At 40.2% G+C, this 15,608-nt stretch carries 14 protein-coding genes; 8 read left to right on the top strand and 6 right to left on the bottom strand.

What is annotated here, in order from left to right:
- Window positions 1-10: 10 nt before the first annotated feature.
- Window positions 11-1,435: a transglycosylase SLT domain-containing protein gene (locus QMN06_RS03450; RefSeq protein WP_281971132.1), complete on the bottom strand. Its 1,425-nt coding sequence runs from the start codon at window positions 1,433-1,435 to the stop codon at window positions 11-13.
- Complete coding sequence (gene gloB, locus QMN06_RS03445) at window positions 1,436-2,260, bottom strand: hydroxyacylglutathione hydrolase (protein ID WP_281971131.1); 825 nt, start codon at window positions 2,258-2,260, stop codon at window positions 1,436-1,438.
- A 38-nt stretch (window positions 2,261-2,298) separates the two neighbouring features.
- On the opposite strand from gloB, the gene QMN06_RS03440 reads away from it, so the two are divergent.
- The 7 genes from QMN06_RS03440 to QMN06_RS03410 all read left to right on the top strand — a co-directional run bounded on the left by QMN06_RS03440 (window position 2,299) and on the right by QMN06_RS03410 (window position 9,978).
- Window positions 2,299-3,096 (top strand): class I SAM-dependent methyltransferase, encoded by a 798-nt coding sequence (locus QMN06_RS03440; RefSeq protein ID WP_281971130.1) that lies wholly within the window; start codon window positions 2,299-2,301, stop codon window positions 3,094-3,096.
- A complete protein-coding gene (gene rnhA / locus QMN06_RS03435; protein ID WP_281971129.1) occupies window positions 3,083-3,535 on the top strand; it encodes a ribonuclease HI in 453 nt (150 codons plus the stop codon). Before QMN06_RS03440 ends, rnhA begins: the two co-directional genes overlap by 14 nt.
- Window positions 3,536-3,681: 146 nt before the next feature.
- Entirely contained in the window at window positions 3,682-4,848 is a 1,167-nt protein-coding gene (locus tag QMN06_RS03430; RefSeq protein WP_281971128.1) for an efflux RND transporter periplasmic adaptor subunit, read from the top strand.
- 35 nt (window positions 4,849-4,883) lie between these two features.
- On the top strand, window positions 4,884-7,991 hold the full coding sequence (locus QMN06_RS03425) for an efflux RND transporter permease subunit (RefSeq protein ID WP_281971127.1): 3,108 nt from the start codon (window positions 4,884-4,886) through the stop codon (window positions 7,989-7,991).
- A 9-nt stretch (window positions 7,992-8,000) separates the two neighbouring features.
- A complete protein-coding gene (gene dnaQ, locus QMN06_RS03420) occupies window positions 8,001-8,705 on the top strand; it encodes a DNA polymerase III subunit epsilon (RefSeq protein ID WP_281971126.1) in 705 nt (234 codons plus the stop codon).
- 54 nt (window positions 8,706-8,759) lie between these two features.
- Window positions 8,760-9,620, top strand: a complete 861-nt coding sequence (locus QMN06_RS03415) for an SAM-dependent methyltransferase (protein ID WP_281971125.1) — start codon at window positions 8,760-8,762, stop codon at window positions 9,618-9,620.
- Between the two features lie 70 nt (window positions 9,621-9,690).
- Window positions 9,691-9,978, top strand: coding sequence for a hypothetical protein (locus QMN06_RS03410; RefSeq protein WP_281971124.1), 288 nt, complete (start codon window positions 9,691-9,693; stop codon window positions 9,976-9,978).
- A gap of 11 nt (window positions 9,979-9,989) precedes the next feature.
- Here the strand turns inward: QMN06_RS03410 and QMN06_RS03405 are convergent, their stop codons facing one another.
- The 4 genes from QMN06_RS03405 to QMN06_RS03390 are packed head-to-tail and all read right to left on the bottom strand — an operon-like array spanning window position 9,990 to window position 13,942.
- Window positions 9,990-11,162, bottom strand: coding sequence for a hypothetical protein (locus QMN06_RS03405; RefSeq protein WP_281971123.1), 1,173 nt, complete (start codon window positions 11,160-11,162; stop codon window positions 9,990-9,992).
- Between the two features lie 40 nt (window positions 11,163-11,202).
- Window positions 11,203-12,201: an LLM class flavin-dependent oxidoreductase gene (locus QMN06_RS03400; RefSeq protein WP_281971122.1), complete on the bottom strand. Its 999-nt coding sequence runs from the start codon at window positions 12,199-12,201 to the stop codon at window positions 11,203-11,205.
- A gap of 5 nt (window positions 12,202-12,206) precedes the next feature.
- On the bottom strand, window positions 12,207-13,283 hold the full coding sequence (locus QMN06_RS03395; RefSeq protein ID WP_281971121.1) for a tartrate dehydrogenase: 1,077 nt from the start codon (window positions 13,281-13,283) through the stop codon (window positions 12,207-12,209).
- A gap of 2 nt (window positions 13,284-13,285) precedes the next feature.
- A complete protein-coding gene (locus QMN06_RS03390) occupies window positions 13,286-13,942 on the bottom strand; it encodes a SprT-like domain-containing protein (protein ID WP_281971120.1) in 657 nt (218 codons plus the stop codon).
- Window positions 13,943-14,070: 128 nt separating this feature from the next.
- Here QMN06_RS03390 and QMN06_RS03385 point away from each other — a divergent pair, with 128 nt between their 5' ends.
- Window positions 14,071-15,588 (top strand): CoA-acylating methylmalonate-semialdehyde dehydrogenase, encoded by a 1,518-nt coding sequence (locus QMN06_RS03385; protein WP_281971119.1) that lies wholly within the window; start codon window positions 14,071-14,073, stop codon window positions 15,586-15,588.
- Window positions 15,589-15,608: the final 20 nt, after the last annotated feature.

Here is a 15,608-nt window from a genome sequence, read left to right as displayed (position 1 = left end):
AACCCCTAGTTTATTTACTATTAGATTTTTTTGTGGTCGATGATTTACTTGTTGACTTACTACCCACCTCACTGTTTGGAGGGGATGATTTTGAAGATTTACTCGATGATTTGCTACTAACGTCTTTGGAAGAAGATGCCTTCGGTTGATTGGATGCGCTCATGACCTTTGCACTATCTTTAGAGTTATAGTTGGCAAGATTACTAGGAACAGCAACACATTTCTTTCCTTTACATCTCATCACGATAGGTACAGGTACAAATTCACGCTCTAAACTTAAGCTTGGATTTTGCGCTAACTCAACCGGCACATTACCCTGATGAGTCCCATTTCTAGGAATAATTATGGTTGATCCAGAACGAATTTTCATTCCCTTCGGAATTTTATTTACATCCCGAATTTGATCCGCATCGGTATTTAAGCGACTTGCTAAAGAATCAACAGTATCGGTTCGATCTATCTTCACCACAGTCCAACTAGTTAGTGGGGTTTTGTTAGAACTTAAATTTTTCTTAAATAACTCCGCCTTACCATATGGCAGCAAAATCTCTTGATTAAACCCCGATAAAATGACTGGTCCATAATACGAAGGATTAAGCGCTAAAAACTGTTCTCGGGTTATTTCTGATAGTTGAATTACCTTATCAACGTCAATATCTTGAGTCACTGGGATAGAAACAAAATAGGGATGATTGGCAACTTTAGGTAACTTAAAGCCATATTTGGCAGGTTCATCAATAATTCTTTTATAAGCTAATAGCTTGGGTACATAATTTCTGGTTTCATTAGGCATCGACAAGCTAAAGTAATCTGTTTCTAAATTAGCTGACTTATTCTTTGCAACTGCTCTGCCTACTGAACCTTCACCCCAGTTATAAGCCGCCAAGGCCAAATGCCAATCACCAAACATATCGTAAAGCTTTTGGAGATAATCCAGCGCAGCTCTTGTTGATTTAACTATATCGCCACGTTCATCACGAAAAATATTTTGATCTAACTTAAAATATTTTCCAGTCGCTGGCATAAATTGCCACATGCCTGCAGCCTTAACCGGAGAAACTGCTTTAGGATTGAAAGCACTCTCCACAAAGGGCAATAAAGCTAACTCACTTGGCATATCTCTGGCTTCAACTTCTTCAATAATATAAAAAAGGTAGGAAGACGATCTTTCTAATAAGCGGTCAACGTATGCTGGATTAGACTTCAACTGGCGCACATGACGGTCAATAATTTCTAAATTAGGGTCTTGAACATCAAACCCTAGACGAATCCTCTCCCATAAATCATCGTAAACCTTAACCTCCTTCTTTGGTTTTACAATTTCCTGAGATTTTTTAATCGGCTCATTGGTCCAAGTGTTACTCTCTGTGTTATTGGTTGCACAGCCAGTTACTAAGAGGGTGCAAAACATCGCAATAAAAATAATTCGCGTCATTTAAAAGCTATCTTTCATTTTTCTAATCACAGCAAGTACTTCAGAAGGGGCACTCACCCTTCCTTGTGACGCTCGTTGAGCTATTTCCATCATACTAGGTAAATCACATCTCATAAAGGGGTTTACTTTTTTCTCTAAACCAATTGTGGTTGGGACTGTAGGTAAATGATGCTGACGCAATTCTGCTGCCTGCTTTGACCAAGCTAATAAATCAGGGTTTTTCTCATCCAGGGACAAAGCAAACTTGATATTTGACAAGGTGTACTCATGGGCACAACAAACTAAAGTCACATCAGGTAACTGAGCAAATTTTTTAAGTGATTGGTACATATCTTTTGCACTTCCTTCAAATAACCGGCCGCAACCTGTTGCAAAAAGCGTGTCGCCACAATACAACCGTGGTATTGGATTGAGTGTTGACTGAGATAAATAATAGGCCACATGTGAAAGTGTATGTCCCGGAACTGCAAGCACTCTAGCATTCAATTGAGGAAACAGTTCCACCTCATCTTGATCCTCAATCACTCGATCTAAAAATGTAATCCCAGGATGTAATGGCCCTATGGCAGTCACTGGTGGTTGATTGAGTTTTTTGCTCCATGCCAATAATTGCTCTGCACCGCCAATATGATCCAAATGGTGGTGGGTAATAAGAATACCTTTTAAAACAATGTTTTCTTTTTCAAAAAAACTAATAATAGGAGTAGCATCACCTGGATCAACTACCCAAGCGTGTTGATTTTGTATGATTACCCATAAGTAATTATCATTAAATGCGGGAATTTGTTTAAACTGCAGGGAAGTATTTTCCAATTTATCTTTCAAGAAAATGTCTTAATCACTTTGATTTGAATCACATACCGATGATACCAAGCACTTCAGAAAATTCCAAATACTCTCAAAATGAATGGGATCAGTGGTTAAGTACATCTCCAGGTCAATACGTACTTGATTGGGAGAGTAAGCAATTTAGCAAATCCGTGGAAGATTCTTTTGGTTTTGAAGCATTGCAAATTGGACTTCCCCAATTATCCTGTCTCACAAATAACCGTATTACTCACCGTTGGCAAATGCTATTACCAACTCAGCCTTTTCATGATGAGCTACTGGACTCGAATATACCTATTATTTGTCAGGGATCTATTTACGACCTACCTTTTGCGAATGAAAGCTTTGATTTGATTGCCTTGCCTCATGTCTTGGAGTTCATGGAAAGTCCTCATGAAGCCCTTCGAGAAATTCATCGTATATTAAGGCCAGAGGGCCGAATTGTGATCTCAGGATTTAATCCCTACAGTTTGTGGGGTCTGCGTCAATATAGTGGCAATTTAATTGACCGCCCCTTTCTGCCCAAAGACGGACAGTTTATTAGTCATCGTAGGATTAAAGATTGGCTAAATTTGCTCAATTACTCAATAGATCGTGGCAGATTTGGTTGTTATGGCATTCCGATTAAACATAGCTCACGATTACATGGTCAAACTCTTCTTGATAAAGTGGGAGATCGATGGTGGCCTTTTATGGGCTCGGTATTTATTTTGAGTGCCATCAAAAGAATTCCGGGAACTAAAATGGTGGGGCTGATTAAACCCAATCGCAAAATCCTTCCTACTGCCTTAAAGCCCGTGGCAAGATCCAACTCTAACTATGAACAAAAATAAACACTCAGTCATTATTTATACCGATGGTGCCTGCAAAGGAAATCCGGGACTCGGCGGTTGGGGAGTTGTTTTACGCTCAGGTGATAATGAAAAACACCTTTATGGTGGAGAAAAAAATACGACCAATAACCGTATGGAAATGACAGCAGTGATTGAAGCCTTAAAAGCCCTCAAGTCTTCTTGCCATGTTCAACTTTTTACAGACTCGCAATATGTCAATCGCGGTGTCAACGAATGGCTACAAAATTGGAAAAAAGCTGGCTGGAAAACGGCCTCGCGAGCACCAGTCAAAAATGTAGATTTATGGCAGGTTCTTGACGGACTTTTAAATAGACACGAGATTGAATGGCACTGGGTTAAAGGACACTCCGGAGACCCCGGAAACGATCTCGCAGACGAACTTGCCAATCGAGGTGCCTTCGAGGCTGGAATTACTTAATTTTTAGCACTTTAAACACAAGTTTAATATTTTTAAACTTTTCTAAAAAACTTGTGAGAAAATCACAATTTGAGAATTTCAACGCCTTTACTTGTTGAATTTAAGGCTTTTAATAATTAATATAAGATTCGAATTATTGGAGATTCATGAATACATCAGCAACTAGGCGTTTTACTCTAAAAAAAACGATTATTTACTTCATTGGCTTGGCATTAATTGCTGCTTTAGCCTATTTTCTCTATTCCTCATTTTTAAGTCCTAAAAAAAAGCCAGCTGAGGTAGTCCAAACCGTTGTAACAACCAAAGCTGTCCAACAAGATTTCCCTGTCATTATCGAAACTTCAGGAAATATTGTTGCCACCAATATCGTGGACATTCGTCCTCAAGTAGCGAATGTCATTGCTCAAATCCACATCAAAGATGGTCAAGACATCAAAAAAGGTGATTTACTGTTTACGCTTGATGACAGAGCTGATAAAGCTAATTACGAAAAGTTTAAAGCATTGGCAGAAGATGCTGAGCGTCAATATCAACGATCTTTAGAACTAGCGAAACAAAATTTTATTTCTAAAGCCAGTGTTGAAACTTCAATGGCAAATGCTAACTCAGCTAGAGCTGCAGCCAACTCAGCTCAAGTCACTCTGAGTTATGACTATATTCGCTCCCCAATTTCTGGGCGCGCAGGTGTAATTAATGTATTTCCAGGGTCGCTAGTCTCTCCGAGTAATGCCGTTTCGACCACCTCGCTTGCCACGGCAACTAGTACGCAAAGTTCGATGGTGACGATTAGTCAGTTAAATCCTATCAATGTGCAATTCACTATTCCTGAAGCGTATATGGCTGAACTCATCAAACTTCAACGTTCTTCTACTGGCTTAATTGTCAATGTCGACATTGGTGGAGGTGTTCTCAAAGAAGGCAAGGTATATGTGATTGATAATCAAATTGATCCTGCCGTAGGCTCAGTTCGCGTTAAAGCAACTTTAGATAATTCTGATTACGCATTAGCTCCAGGTAGATTTGTGCATGTCAATTTACAAACCAAACTCCTCAAAGATGCCATCGTTGTCCCTAGTCAGTCTTTAGTCTCCAATACCCAAGGGGATCTTATTTACACAGTAGACGCAGATAACAAAACGGTACTCAACAAAGTTAAGATTCTCAGTCAAGGCAATGGTAACGTTGCTGTAACTGGTCTTAAAGAAGGTGATCGCGTGGTTGTTGAAGGTAAGCAAAACATTCGGCCAGGTCTAAAAGTTGTTGAAGGTTCCGCAAGAAAAGCAACCGAAGAAGAGTCTAAGAAAGCATCTTAATAGGTATTCGAGCCTAATCCAACCAGGAATTCTCTATGACAATTTCAGAATTATGTATCAGACGCCCAGTAATGACAGTGTTGTTATCACTAGCAGTCATTGTTGCTGGAACGATTGCCTATACGAAAATTCCGGTTGCGGCATTGCCGAGTTTTAACTCACCAGTCATTCAAGTATCTGCCTCACTTCCAGGGGCTAGCCCGGAAAATATGGCTTCCAGCGTAGCTTTACCGCTAGAAAAAGAGTTTTCCACGATTGATGGTATCAACGTTATTAGCTCTACGAACTTTCTAGGTAGTACAAGTGTCACCCTGGAATTTAATAACTCAAAAGATATTGATAAAGCTGCCGTAGATGTGCAAGCAGCCTTGTTACGCGCCCAAAGAAGACTGCCTATCGAAATGACAATTCCACCATCGTATAGGAAGGTCAATCCCGCAGATGCTCCCGTTTTATATCTGACCATGACTTCGCCTTCGATGAGTCTTTCAACTATCAATGATTATGCGGAAAATTTACTATCGCCAAATTTATCTACGATTGATGGCGTTGCGCAAGTGATTATCTTTGGCGCAAAGAGATACGCCGTTCGTGTTCGAGCTCTGCCAGCAAAATTAGCCCTGAATAATCTTACGTTAGATGACATTAGTGTTGCCATTAACAAAGCCAACTCGAATTCTCCAGTAGGGTTACTAGAGGGTCCAAGACAATCATTAACGATCTATGCCAATAGTCAAATGATTAAAGCTTCTGAATACTCAGATCTTATTATCGCCCAACGGAATGGTTTTCCGATTCGCTTGGGTGATGTGGCTGAAGTTTCAGAGTCATTTGAAAACGTAAGAACAATGGGTAGGTATAAATCTGATCGCTCAATTACCTTGGCTATTCAAAAACAACCCAATGCAAATACTGTGAAGGTGGTTGATGCCATTAAAGAAATGCTACCGCAGTTTCAGGCGCAACTACCTGCATCCATTCAAATTAACCAACTCAATGATCGTTCAAAGTCGATTAAAGAAGCGATTCACGATGTGAACCTTACTTTAATGCTGACTATTTTCTTAGTTGTGTTGGTGATTTTCCTATTCTTAAAACACGTCTCAGCTACTGTCATTCCTGCTCTGAGTTTGCCTATTTCATTAATCGGTGCTTTTTTCTTAATGTATTGGATGGGGTATAGCTTAGATAACATCTCCTTACTAGGTATTACTTTAGCGGTTGGCCTTGTGGTTGATGATTCGATTGTGGTTTTAGAGAATATTATTCGCTATCTCGAAGAAGGTATGTCTCCTTTACAAGCCGCCTTAAAAGGTAGTAAAGAAGTTGGGTTTACGATTATCTCTATCTCTATTTCACTCGTAGCCGTTTTTATTCCTATTTTCTTTATGCCAGGGCCTGTAGGTCTTCTCTTTAGAGAATTTGCCGTTGTTGTGAGTTTATCTATTCTCGTTTCTGCAGTCGTTTCTTTAACCGTAGTGCCGATGTTATGTAGTCGCTTTTTACCAAACATGGCGAATCACGCGAACCAACCCAAAGAATATTGGATTACCAGAAAATTTGATATTTTGTTCAATGCTATTTACCATGGCTACTCTAGTACTCTTCTTGTAGCTCTCAAGCATAAACAAATCGTTTTAGGTATTGCTTTTGCAACTTTTGCGATCACTATTGCTATGTTTATTTATGTTCCTAAAGGATTTTTTCCAGAGGAAGATATTGGCCAAATCATTGTGACAACAGAGGCATCTGAGGATATTTCTTTTGAATCAATGCTAGCGCTTCAGGACCGTGCAGCAGATATGATTAATCAAAGTCCTTATGTGGAAAGTTTTGTTTCTGTATTGGGTGGCGGTGCTAGTACAGGTATCAACTCAGGTCGAATGTTCCTTAATTTAAAGCCCAAAGGTGAACGTCCGAAAATGAGTAAGTTGCAGGAAGAGCTACGCAGAGAATTTAGAAAAATTCCTGGTTTAGTTGTTTTCATGCGCCCCATTCAAAATCTACAACTAGGTGGAAGATCGAGTAAAAGTAGATTTCAATATATTCTTCAAAGTGTTGGCTTAGAGGGTATTAACGAATGGTCTGAAAAAGTACAAGCACAGATGAAAAAGGACCCGATCTTTAGAGATGTTACAAGCGACTCACAATTAAAAGGACTTAGCTTAAAAGTTGATATCAACCGTGAAAAAGCCGCTTCATCAGGAGTCACGATTCAAGATATTCGAACAGCTCTTTATACTGCCTATGGCGAAAAACAAGTTTCTACTATCTATACTCCGGTGAATACCTATCAAGTCATTCTTGAAGTCACTCCGCAAGATAAACAATTTGAATCAGACCTTAATTCAATTTATATGCGTGGTCGTACAACGGATAAACTAATTCCATTGTCAAGCCTTGCCACATTCAAACGATTTATCGGTCCTACCGCGGTGAACCATCAAGGACAAATTCCAGCGGTTACTATCTCTTTTAACTTAGCACCTGATGTTCCATTAGGCGATGCCACTAAAAAATTAGAGAACATTACTCGGGATATCAAATTACCAAATACAATCCTGACCAGCTATGGTGGTGATGCTGCTGTATTTAAAGACAACCAGGGCGGTCAAGCAATTTTATTGATTGCTGCATTAGGTGTGATTTATGTTTTACTTGGCGTGTTGTATGAAAGTTATATTCATCCACTCACCATTCTTGCTGGACTACCTTCCGCAGCTATTGGAGCTTTAGTCTTTTTGCAAATGTTTGGTATGGAGCTCACCATTATTGCAACAATCGGTATCCTATTATTAATTGGTATCGTGAAAAAGAATGCGATTCTGATGATTGACTTCGCACTAGACGCAAAGAGATCTAGAAACCTGCCCGCTCATGAAGCGATTCATGAGGCCTGCTTAGTTCGCTTTAGACCTATCCTGATGACAACTCTTGCTGCTATGATGGGGGCGTTACCAATTGCGCTTGGTCTTGGTGCCGGCGCAGAATTAAGACAACCTCTTGGTATCGCCGTTGTTGGGGGACTAGCATTCTCTCAAGTGATTACTTTGTACATCACTCCAATCATTTATATTTACTTGGATAAGTATGCTGGTAATGGTCCAATGCAAATCTCGGAAGAAACACTCAAAGGAATTTAAGGTATTCAATTGAAAATTACGCGTCAAATTATTTTAGATACCGAAACAACAGGTTTGCACCCGAATAACGGTGACCGCCTAGTCGAAATAGGCTGTATTGAGCTTATCAATCGCAGAATGACTGGTAACAATTTACATTTTTATATCAATCCTGAAAGAGATATGCCTGAAGCGGCTGCGGCAATCCACGGTCTTCGTCAAGACTTTTTAAAAGATAAACCAGTTTTTGCAGATGTTGTCTCTGAAATTGCCTCTTTTTCTAAAGGGGCTGAGGTGATTATTCATAATGCCGCGTTTGATTTGGGCTTCTTAGATATGGAGTTTAAACGTCTAGGTCTGGATTCTTTTAGTTCCATCGTTGTCGGTGTGATTGATACCCTGACCGACGCCCAAAGGATGTTTCCTGGTAAAAGGAATCGTCTTGATGATTTATGTAACCGGTTTGGTGTAAAAAATGATCATCGCACTCTCCACGGGGCCCTTCTCGACGCAAAACTCTTGACCGAGGTCTACTTGTGCATGACGAGAGGTCAAAATGATTTAATGATGGATTCAGGGGTTGAAACATCCAATCACTCTAGCGTGGAATTGCAGTTACCTTCGGCGTCTGATTTAATTATTCTCAAAGCCTCTTCTGAGGAAGAAATGTTGCATCAACAATTAATGGAAGATATTGCCAAAAAGGCTAAAAATCCTCCGACTTGGTTGCATTAGTTCATACTAGAAAAATTCTCATGAGTCCGATGACTCAATTAGATAATATTCAAGATGAAAACTAGTCCCATCAAAACAAACAATGACAAATATGAAGTACGTGACAATCAATCGATTGAATTGTTAAAAGAGCTTCATATCTTGACTCGTGATGGCAAAATGAATCAAGATAGTCGCAGAAAATTAAAGCAAGTTTTTCATTTGGTGCAGTTTATCGAACCAATCATTGCGGATCTCTCCCAGAAAAAACAATCATTTAATCTTGTTGATTTTGGAGCAGGCAAATCCTATTTGGGTTTTTTACTTTATGATCTAGTTGCTAAGCATCTGCCCCATCCGTTTCAAATCATAGGGATCGATCTCAGAGAGGATTTGGTTCAACACTCCAAAGAATTAGCCCAGCGAATCCATTTTGAGCAGATGCTTTTCTATCACTTAAATACTCAAGAAGCTCTTGTCTCAAAAGATCTTCCCCAACAAATCGATATCGTCACGGCGCTGCATGCATGTAATACGGCTACAGATGATGCCATCAATTTCGCACTCTATCGAAATGTTCCGCATATTGTTTTAGTGCCTTGTTGCCAAGCAGAGCTAGCTGGGTTACTGAAAGAAAAAAAATCTCAGGTATTGAAAAATAATTACTTTTCAGCACTTTGGAAATTTCCAATCCATACTAGAGAATTTGGCAGTCATCTAACCAATGTCATGCGCTGTTTATATTTAGAGTCCTGTGGATATGAGGTCACGGTAACCGAACTAGTTGGCTGGGAACACTCGATGAAAAATGAATTAATCATCGCAAGGAAACTTCAATCCTCCAGCAAATCGCAACAAGCAAGCGAACAACTGAAACACCTTTTACTTGAATTCAACCTAGAAAGCATAGCCCCCAGGTTTAAAATTAATTTGTGAGACAAAAACTGTAAACTTTTTCTGGTTTATGACGTTATACTAAGTAAGAAATCTCACAGAGGAGTTGGTCATGAAAAACCTATTAAAAGTAATGATTACCTTGTGTTTCATCGTGCAAGGAGGTGCATCTGCTGAAGAATGGAGTTCTCATCAACCCTCTTCGCCAGATTTTAAAGCACAAGATCGTGGTTGGAGTGTTTCCACACGACCTAGTTTTCGACCCTTTGAGCCTATTGCTCTTCCAAGAATCATAGTGGTTCCTGTCATTCAATCACACAATCCTAATCTGTATTATCAACAAAGATTTGAGCGTTATCACCGTCACTATAGACACTTTGAGAGACGGTTTTATCGATAATTAACGAAGTGTTAGAGTTTTCGAGTGGCAACAATGAGTGCGTAGTTGCCATCTTTAAAGTAACCAATTCTGAATGGTAATTTTTTTTCGTCGTCGCGAAGCTTATATGCCTTTGCAAGCTCGGTGTTGTAAGTTGAAAATACCTTGTACGCTTTCACAAAGCTGCCGTATAAAACGGTATTAAATTGTTGATTGAGCGGTTGATAATCCAAACCAGTTTCATCTTGAACAACCATCGGTGCATTATTTAACATCTCATCACGAATCATCGTAAATCCCTTGTGCTGAGGTAAATGAGATGCTGCTTTTAACAGGACGGGTGATTTTGCAGACTCACGAAAAAATGCCAAATGAGCAGGGCTATCTTTCATGCCGTCATTTGATAAATCCATTCTCACGTAATCTAAGATGACTGGTCTATTGTCTTTCACGAGATAAAAGCGAACTGAATCCCAAGATTGATCTTCAGTTAACTCTTTGACAGAACCATCAGAATCAATCGATATGGGGACAATTTTCTGGATGGAGAATTGATGCAGATGGGCAAATGAAGCGATTAAAGTAGTCGCCCCAATCTTTACTTTATTCGTCGAGATGTACTTGAATAAATACTCTGTAACAAAAAAACCATCACTACCAAAACTTTTCCAAGCTGAACTTAAAACTTCCATTGTTTGGGATGCCGCACTTGGACTGAGCTGACTTAAATCTACTAAGCGCTCTCCTCTTTGCTGAGCAGACATTACATAATGATCTGCTTGTGGGTAAATTTGATACAAGGTCGTAAAATCTGGTCCAGAAAATGGATAAAACACTTTTTTAGCATCACTATGAACTTCATTACTAGACCAACTCAACATGGGTTTTCCCATTTTGGTGGAATAGTTTGACCAACTCCCCTGAATTAACTCATTAATTTTTTGCCACTCTTCTTGTTTTAAGTTGGCAGGTTTATTTTGTGCCAGCGTATTTCCAGTAATTAAATCAACGGTTCGATCAATACTCGAGGGAATTTGAAGTTGAGGAGAAGAATCTGCGGAAGTGGTACTTTGTTTTGCAGAAATTACTTGCTCAGGTTGCTCTAAAGCCTTTTGTTGATTTTTATTTAAATGCCAGAGTAAAAAAGTAAGTAAACTCGCAAGCAGCATTACAGAAGAGGTGACAAAGGCGGATTTTCGACTCATTATCTATTTTTTTAAAATAAAAAGATATTTTAGCCTTCTTTTATGACGGTTTTTTCGCCAATAAGGTGTAGGACTGTTTCCTGACCTCAAAATCATGAGCCCAAGTAATCACTGCAATTTCTTCAATTCCAAGATCCTGTGAAAGATCATGCATCTTTTGAGTAACTACTTCAGCTGATCCAACGAAGCCTTTTTGACACATGGCTTTAAATTGAGCTTCATCTTGCGCATTTTGCCAATTCCCGGCTTTGTCTGGATGCATCATCGTTCCCAGAATTCCTTTTTGACGGTCGATTTTCCAACGCGCCCTACTTCTAAACTGATAAAAAGCTTCTTGTTCGTCCTGTGCCGCTAATGCCCATAAACAAACAATCACCTGGGGTTCTTGCAGTCGGTCCGAGGGCTTAAATTGATGATGATATAAATCGATCGCTTGTTTTGCACCTTCTCCATCGGTAATAAAGTGAGCAAACACATAGGGCAATCCTAAATATGCTGCAAGTTGTGCCCCATAGTCAGAACTCCCTAAAATCCATAAGTCTGGAAATGTATCCCCCAATGGAAACGCCTGCACGCCTTTAGCTAAATGTCCTGTCGGAAAAGTCTCATTTCGTAACCAAAGATCTAACTCTTGCACTTGCTGCGGAAAATGCGCTGCAGATTGTGCTTGCGGATTGAGTATTTGAGCAGTTCGCATATCACTTCCGGGCGCTCGTCCAACACCTAAGTCAATTCGTCCTGGCGCTAAGCTTTCTAAAACCCGAAACTGCTCAGCAACTTTTAATGCACTATAGTGAGGCAACATCACTCCAGCACTACCTAGTCGAATACGATTTGTTTTTTGCGAGATGGCGGCCATCAATATTTCTGGGGCAGTTCCAACAATACTAGGATGACTGTGATGTTCAGATACCCAAAAACGTCGATATCCCAACTCTTCTGCATGCACAGCTAGATCAACCGCATTCTGAATCACTGCTGCATGAGAAACACCTTCTACCGCAGCAGATTGATCCAGAATCGATAGGTGTTTAAGCATGATTGTTAAATAGCGTCGGCAATAACCTTACCAAAATCCTGCGTATTACCTGTGCCGCCCATATCTGGCGTAAATGGTGCATGCGCTGGACCCGCAGCTAGCACTTTTTCAAAGGCATCCACAATCGCTTTCGATGCTTCAGGATAACCTAAATGTTCAAGCATCATCGCTGCACTCCAAATTTGTCCAATTGGATTAGCAATTCCTCGTCCAGCGATATCAGGGGCTGAACCATGAACGGGCTCAAATAAGGAAGGATAGATTCCTTCAGGATTGATATTGCCCGATGGAGCAATACCAATCGTGCCGGTACAAGCAGGTCCAAGATCAGACAAAATATCACCAAATAAATTACTACCTACGACAACATCAAAATGCTGTGGTCTTTGCACAAAGAAAGCCGTCAAAATATCAATATGAAATTGATCAACTTTCACTTCTGGATAGTGTGTTGCCATATTGGCTACTCGCTTATCCCAATAAGGCATCGTAATGGAGATGCCATTTGATTTAGTAGCAGAAGTTAAATGCTTTTTTTCACGCTTATTGGCTAATTCAAAAGCGTACTTTAAGATTCGATCAACACCTGTTCTAGTCATGACTGTTTCTTGAATCACAAACTCACGATCAGTTCCTTCAAACAAAATACCACCCGCATTGGAATACTCACCTTCAGTATTTTCACGGACAACATAAAAGTCGATATCGCCAGGTTTGCGATTGGCTAATGGACTTGGAACTCCCGGAATCAGTTTAACTGGGCGCAAGTTGACATACTGATCAAAGCGCTTACGAAATTGAATCAGACTTCCCCATAAAGAAATATGGTCAGGAACCAACTTGGGCATGCCAACTGCACCAAAGAAAATCGCATCTTGTCCAACCAATAAATCAAACCAATTATCAGGCATCATCTTGCCATGTTTTACATAGTAATCACAACTTGCGAAGTCATAATGATTCAATTGCAGATCAATACCAAATTTTCTACAGGCCGCTTCAAGTGCTCGTAACCCCTCCGGCATAACCTCTACGCCAATACCATCTCCTGCAATGACTGCAATTTCATGTTTTTTTGTCATTTTTAACTTACCGCCCTATGAATAATTTCTTTTTGTTGATCATCGACATTCTCAATACTTGGTTCAAAAGTTTCTTTTGCGTATTCTTCCATCCTTATTTTATCCTTTGGACAAATAGGTGCTCCATAATCTGCCCAACGCTTCAGAAGACTCACCTCATATCCACATTCAGGACATTTTGCTTTGGCTCTAGTTGCATTACTTGGCCTTGGTGGTGGAAAGTTAAGGGCGCGATGAGGATAATCTCCTAATTTTTGACTAATTGTCATTAATCGAATCTTCAGTGCAGGACCAGCCATTGCCATCCGTGCAGGTCCCTCAAGCCCTACAACCTGTGCAATTCCTTGAAAATCAGCTCCATGACCAGATTGGCAATCATCAACCGCATGGCAGATTTCATGGACTAAAGTGTCTAATACTTCAACTGGATCATCAATTTTTGGGGAAATAAAAATCTCGTTAACCATTTCAGTCGATCTTTGACGAGGCCAGCACTGGCCTAATGTGGTTCTAGGACTGCTTGATGCAGCAAATCCACAGGAAACTTTGAGCGGTGGAATACCATACCCAACAGCTGAAAAAATAGGCTCTAAGGCCTGTACAGCGTTTTGAAGCCATGTCTCTCGATTCACAGGTGCATCCATCTCATTTCGTATCATTGATCAAAAATTCTATTATCGCTCGAATTATTTAAATGCTTTTATAGAGTTTTGTTATTTATCAGCATTAAGTGGTTCAAGAATGTAAAATATTCTAATTATTCAATTGATTTCCTTTGGAGACTTGTATGACAACTGCCGCCTTTACTTCTTCTGATGATGTAGTTCACTATGTTGCCGGACAACGATTTTCTGGAACATCTGGACGCTTTCAAGATGTCTATCATCCAGCGAGCGGTCAAAAAAGTCGCCGAGTAGCGTTGGCAAGTACAGCAGATGTCAATCAAGCTGTTGCAGCTGCTCAAGCAGCCTTTCCTAAATGGGCTGATACTCCTCCGCTGCGCCGTGCTCGCATCATGTTTAAGTATCTTGAACTGTTAAATAAACATCAAAACGAATTAGCGGCAATTATTACTGCAGAACACGGTAAGGTTTTTACAGATGCGCAAGGTGAAGTAACTCGCGGTATCGAAATTGTTGAGTTTGCATGTGGCATTCCAGAACTCCTCAAGGGTGAATATACGGAACAGGTCTCAACGAATATTGATAACTGGACAATGCGCCAACCTTTAGGTGTAGTTGCTGGTATTACGCCGTTCAACTTCCCAGTCATGGTTCCTATGTGGATGTACCCAATGGCGATTGCTAGTGGTAATACATTTATTCTCAAGCCAAGCCCTACAGATCCATCTGCCTCTTTATTTTTGGCAGATCTGTTTAAAGAAGCTGGTCTTCCAGATGGTATTTTTAATGTGGTTCAAGGAGACAAAGAAGCGGTCGATGCATTAATTGAGAATCCTGATGTCAAAGCTCTCAGCTTTGTAGGCTCAACTCCTATCGCTAATTATATTTATGAGCGTAGCGCGCATTTTGGTAAGCGTGTACAAGCGTTGGGTGGCGCTAAAAATCACATGGTCATCATGCCTGATGCCGATATTGATAAGGCGGTTGACGCCCTTGTTGGCGCTGCTTACGGTTCGGCTGGTGAGCGATGTATGGCGATTTCGGTTGCAGTTCTTGTTGGCTCTGCCGCAGAGCGTGTCATGCCCGCTTTGATTGAAAAAACAAAATCATTAAAAATCAAAAACGGTATGGAACTCGATGCAGAGATGGGTCCAATTGTGACGTCTATTGCTAAAAATCGTATCAGCTCTTATATCCAAGCTGGTGTGGATGAAGGTGCAAAATTATTAGTTGATGGTCGCAACTTTACTGTGCCTGGCTTAGAAAATGGTTTTTGGTTGGGTGGTACGTTATTTGACAATGTCACAACTGACATGAAAATCTATAAAGAAGAAATTTTTGGCCCAGTTCTTTCTTGTGTACGTCTAGAAAACTTTAGTCAAGCTGTCGACTTAATTAACGCTCATGAATTCGGGAACGGTGTTGCTTGCTTCACGAGTGATGGCAATATTGCTCGTGAATTTGCGAGACGCATCCAAGTCGGAATGGTTGGCATCAATGTTCCAATCCCTGTTCCAATGGCTTGGCATGGTTTTGGTGGTTGGAAAAACTCATTATTCGGTGATATGCATGCTTACGGTCGTGAAGGTGTGCGTTTTTATACGAAACAAAAGAGCATTATGCAACGCTGGCCTGAGAGTATTTCTAAAGGTGGCGAATTCGTTATGCCAACGATTAAATAATTCTCTACAAAACAAAAGCC

Source organism: Polynucleobacter sp. SHI8, assembly GCF_027944005.1.
In the GTDB taxonomy this organism is placed as follows: Bacteria; Pseudomonadota; Gammaproteobacteria; order Burkholderiales; family Burkholderiaceae; genus Polynucleobacter.
This window is presented reverse-complemented; position numbering and strand designations above follow the sequence as displayed.

What these genes read in the sequence shown, in the direction of transcription:
- QMN06_RS03450 (WP_281971132.1), bottom strand. Translation starts at nt 1,435, where the DNA reads ATGACGCGAATTATTTTTATTGCGATGTTTTGCACCCTCTTAGTAACT.
- QMN06_RS03440 (WP_281971130.1), top strand. Translation starts at nt 2,299, where the DNA reads ATGATACCAAGCACTTCAGAAAATTCCAAATACTCTCAAAATGAATGG.
- rnhA (WP_281971129.1), top strand. Translation starts at nt 3,083, where the DNA reads ATGAACAAAAATAAACACTCAGTCATTATTTATACCGATGGTGCCTGC.
- QMN06_RS03430 (WP_281971128.1), top strand. Translation starts at nt 3,682, where the DNA reads ATGAATACATCAGCAACTAGGCGTTTTACTCTAAAAAAAACGATTATT.
- QMN06_RS03425 (WP_281971127.1), top strand. Translation starts at nt 4,884, where the DNA reads ATGACAATTTCAGAATTATGTATCAGACGCCCAGTAATGACAGTGTTG.
- QMN06_RS03415 (WP_281971125.1), top strand. Translation starts at nt 8,760, where the DNA reads ATGAAAACTAGTCCCATCAAAACAAACAATGACAAATATGAAGTACGT.
- QMN06_RS03410 (WP_281971124.1), top strand. Translation starts at nt 9,691, where the DNA reads ATGAAAAACCTATTAAAAGTAATGATTACCTTGTGTTTCATCGTGCAA.
- QMN06_RS03405 (WP_281971123.1), bottom strand. Translation starts at nt 11,162, where the DNA reads ATGAGTCGAAAATCCGCCTTTGTCACCTCTTCTGTAATGCTGCTTGCG.
- QMN06_RS03400 (WP_281971122.1), bottom strand. Translation starts at nt 12,201, where the DNA reads ATGCTTAAACACCTATCGATTCTGGATCAATCTGCTGCGGTAGAAGGT.
- QMN06_RS03395 (WP_281971121.1), bottom strand. Translation starts at nt 13,283, where the DNA reads ATGACAAAAAAACATGAAATTGCAGTCATTGCAGGAGATGGTATTGGC.
- QMN06_RS03390 (WP_281971120.1), bottom strand. Translation starts at nt 13,942, where the DNA reads ATGATACGAAATGAGATGGATGCACCTGTGAATCGAGAGACATGGCTT.
- QMN06_RS03385 (WP_281971119.1), top strand. Translation starts at nt 14,071, where the DNA reads ATGACAACTGCCGCCTTTACTTCTTCTGATGATGTAGTTCACTATGTT.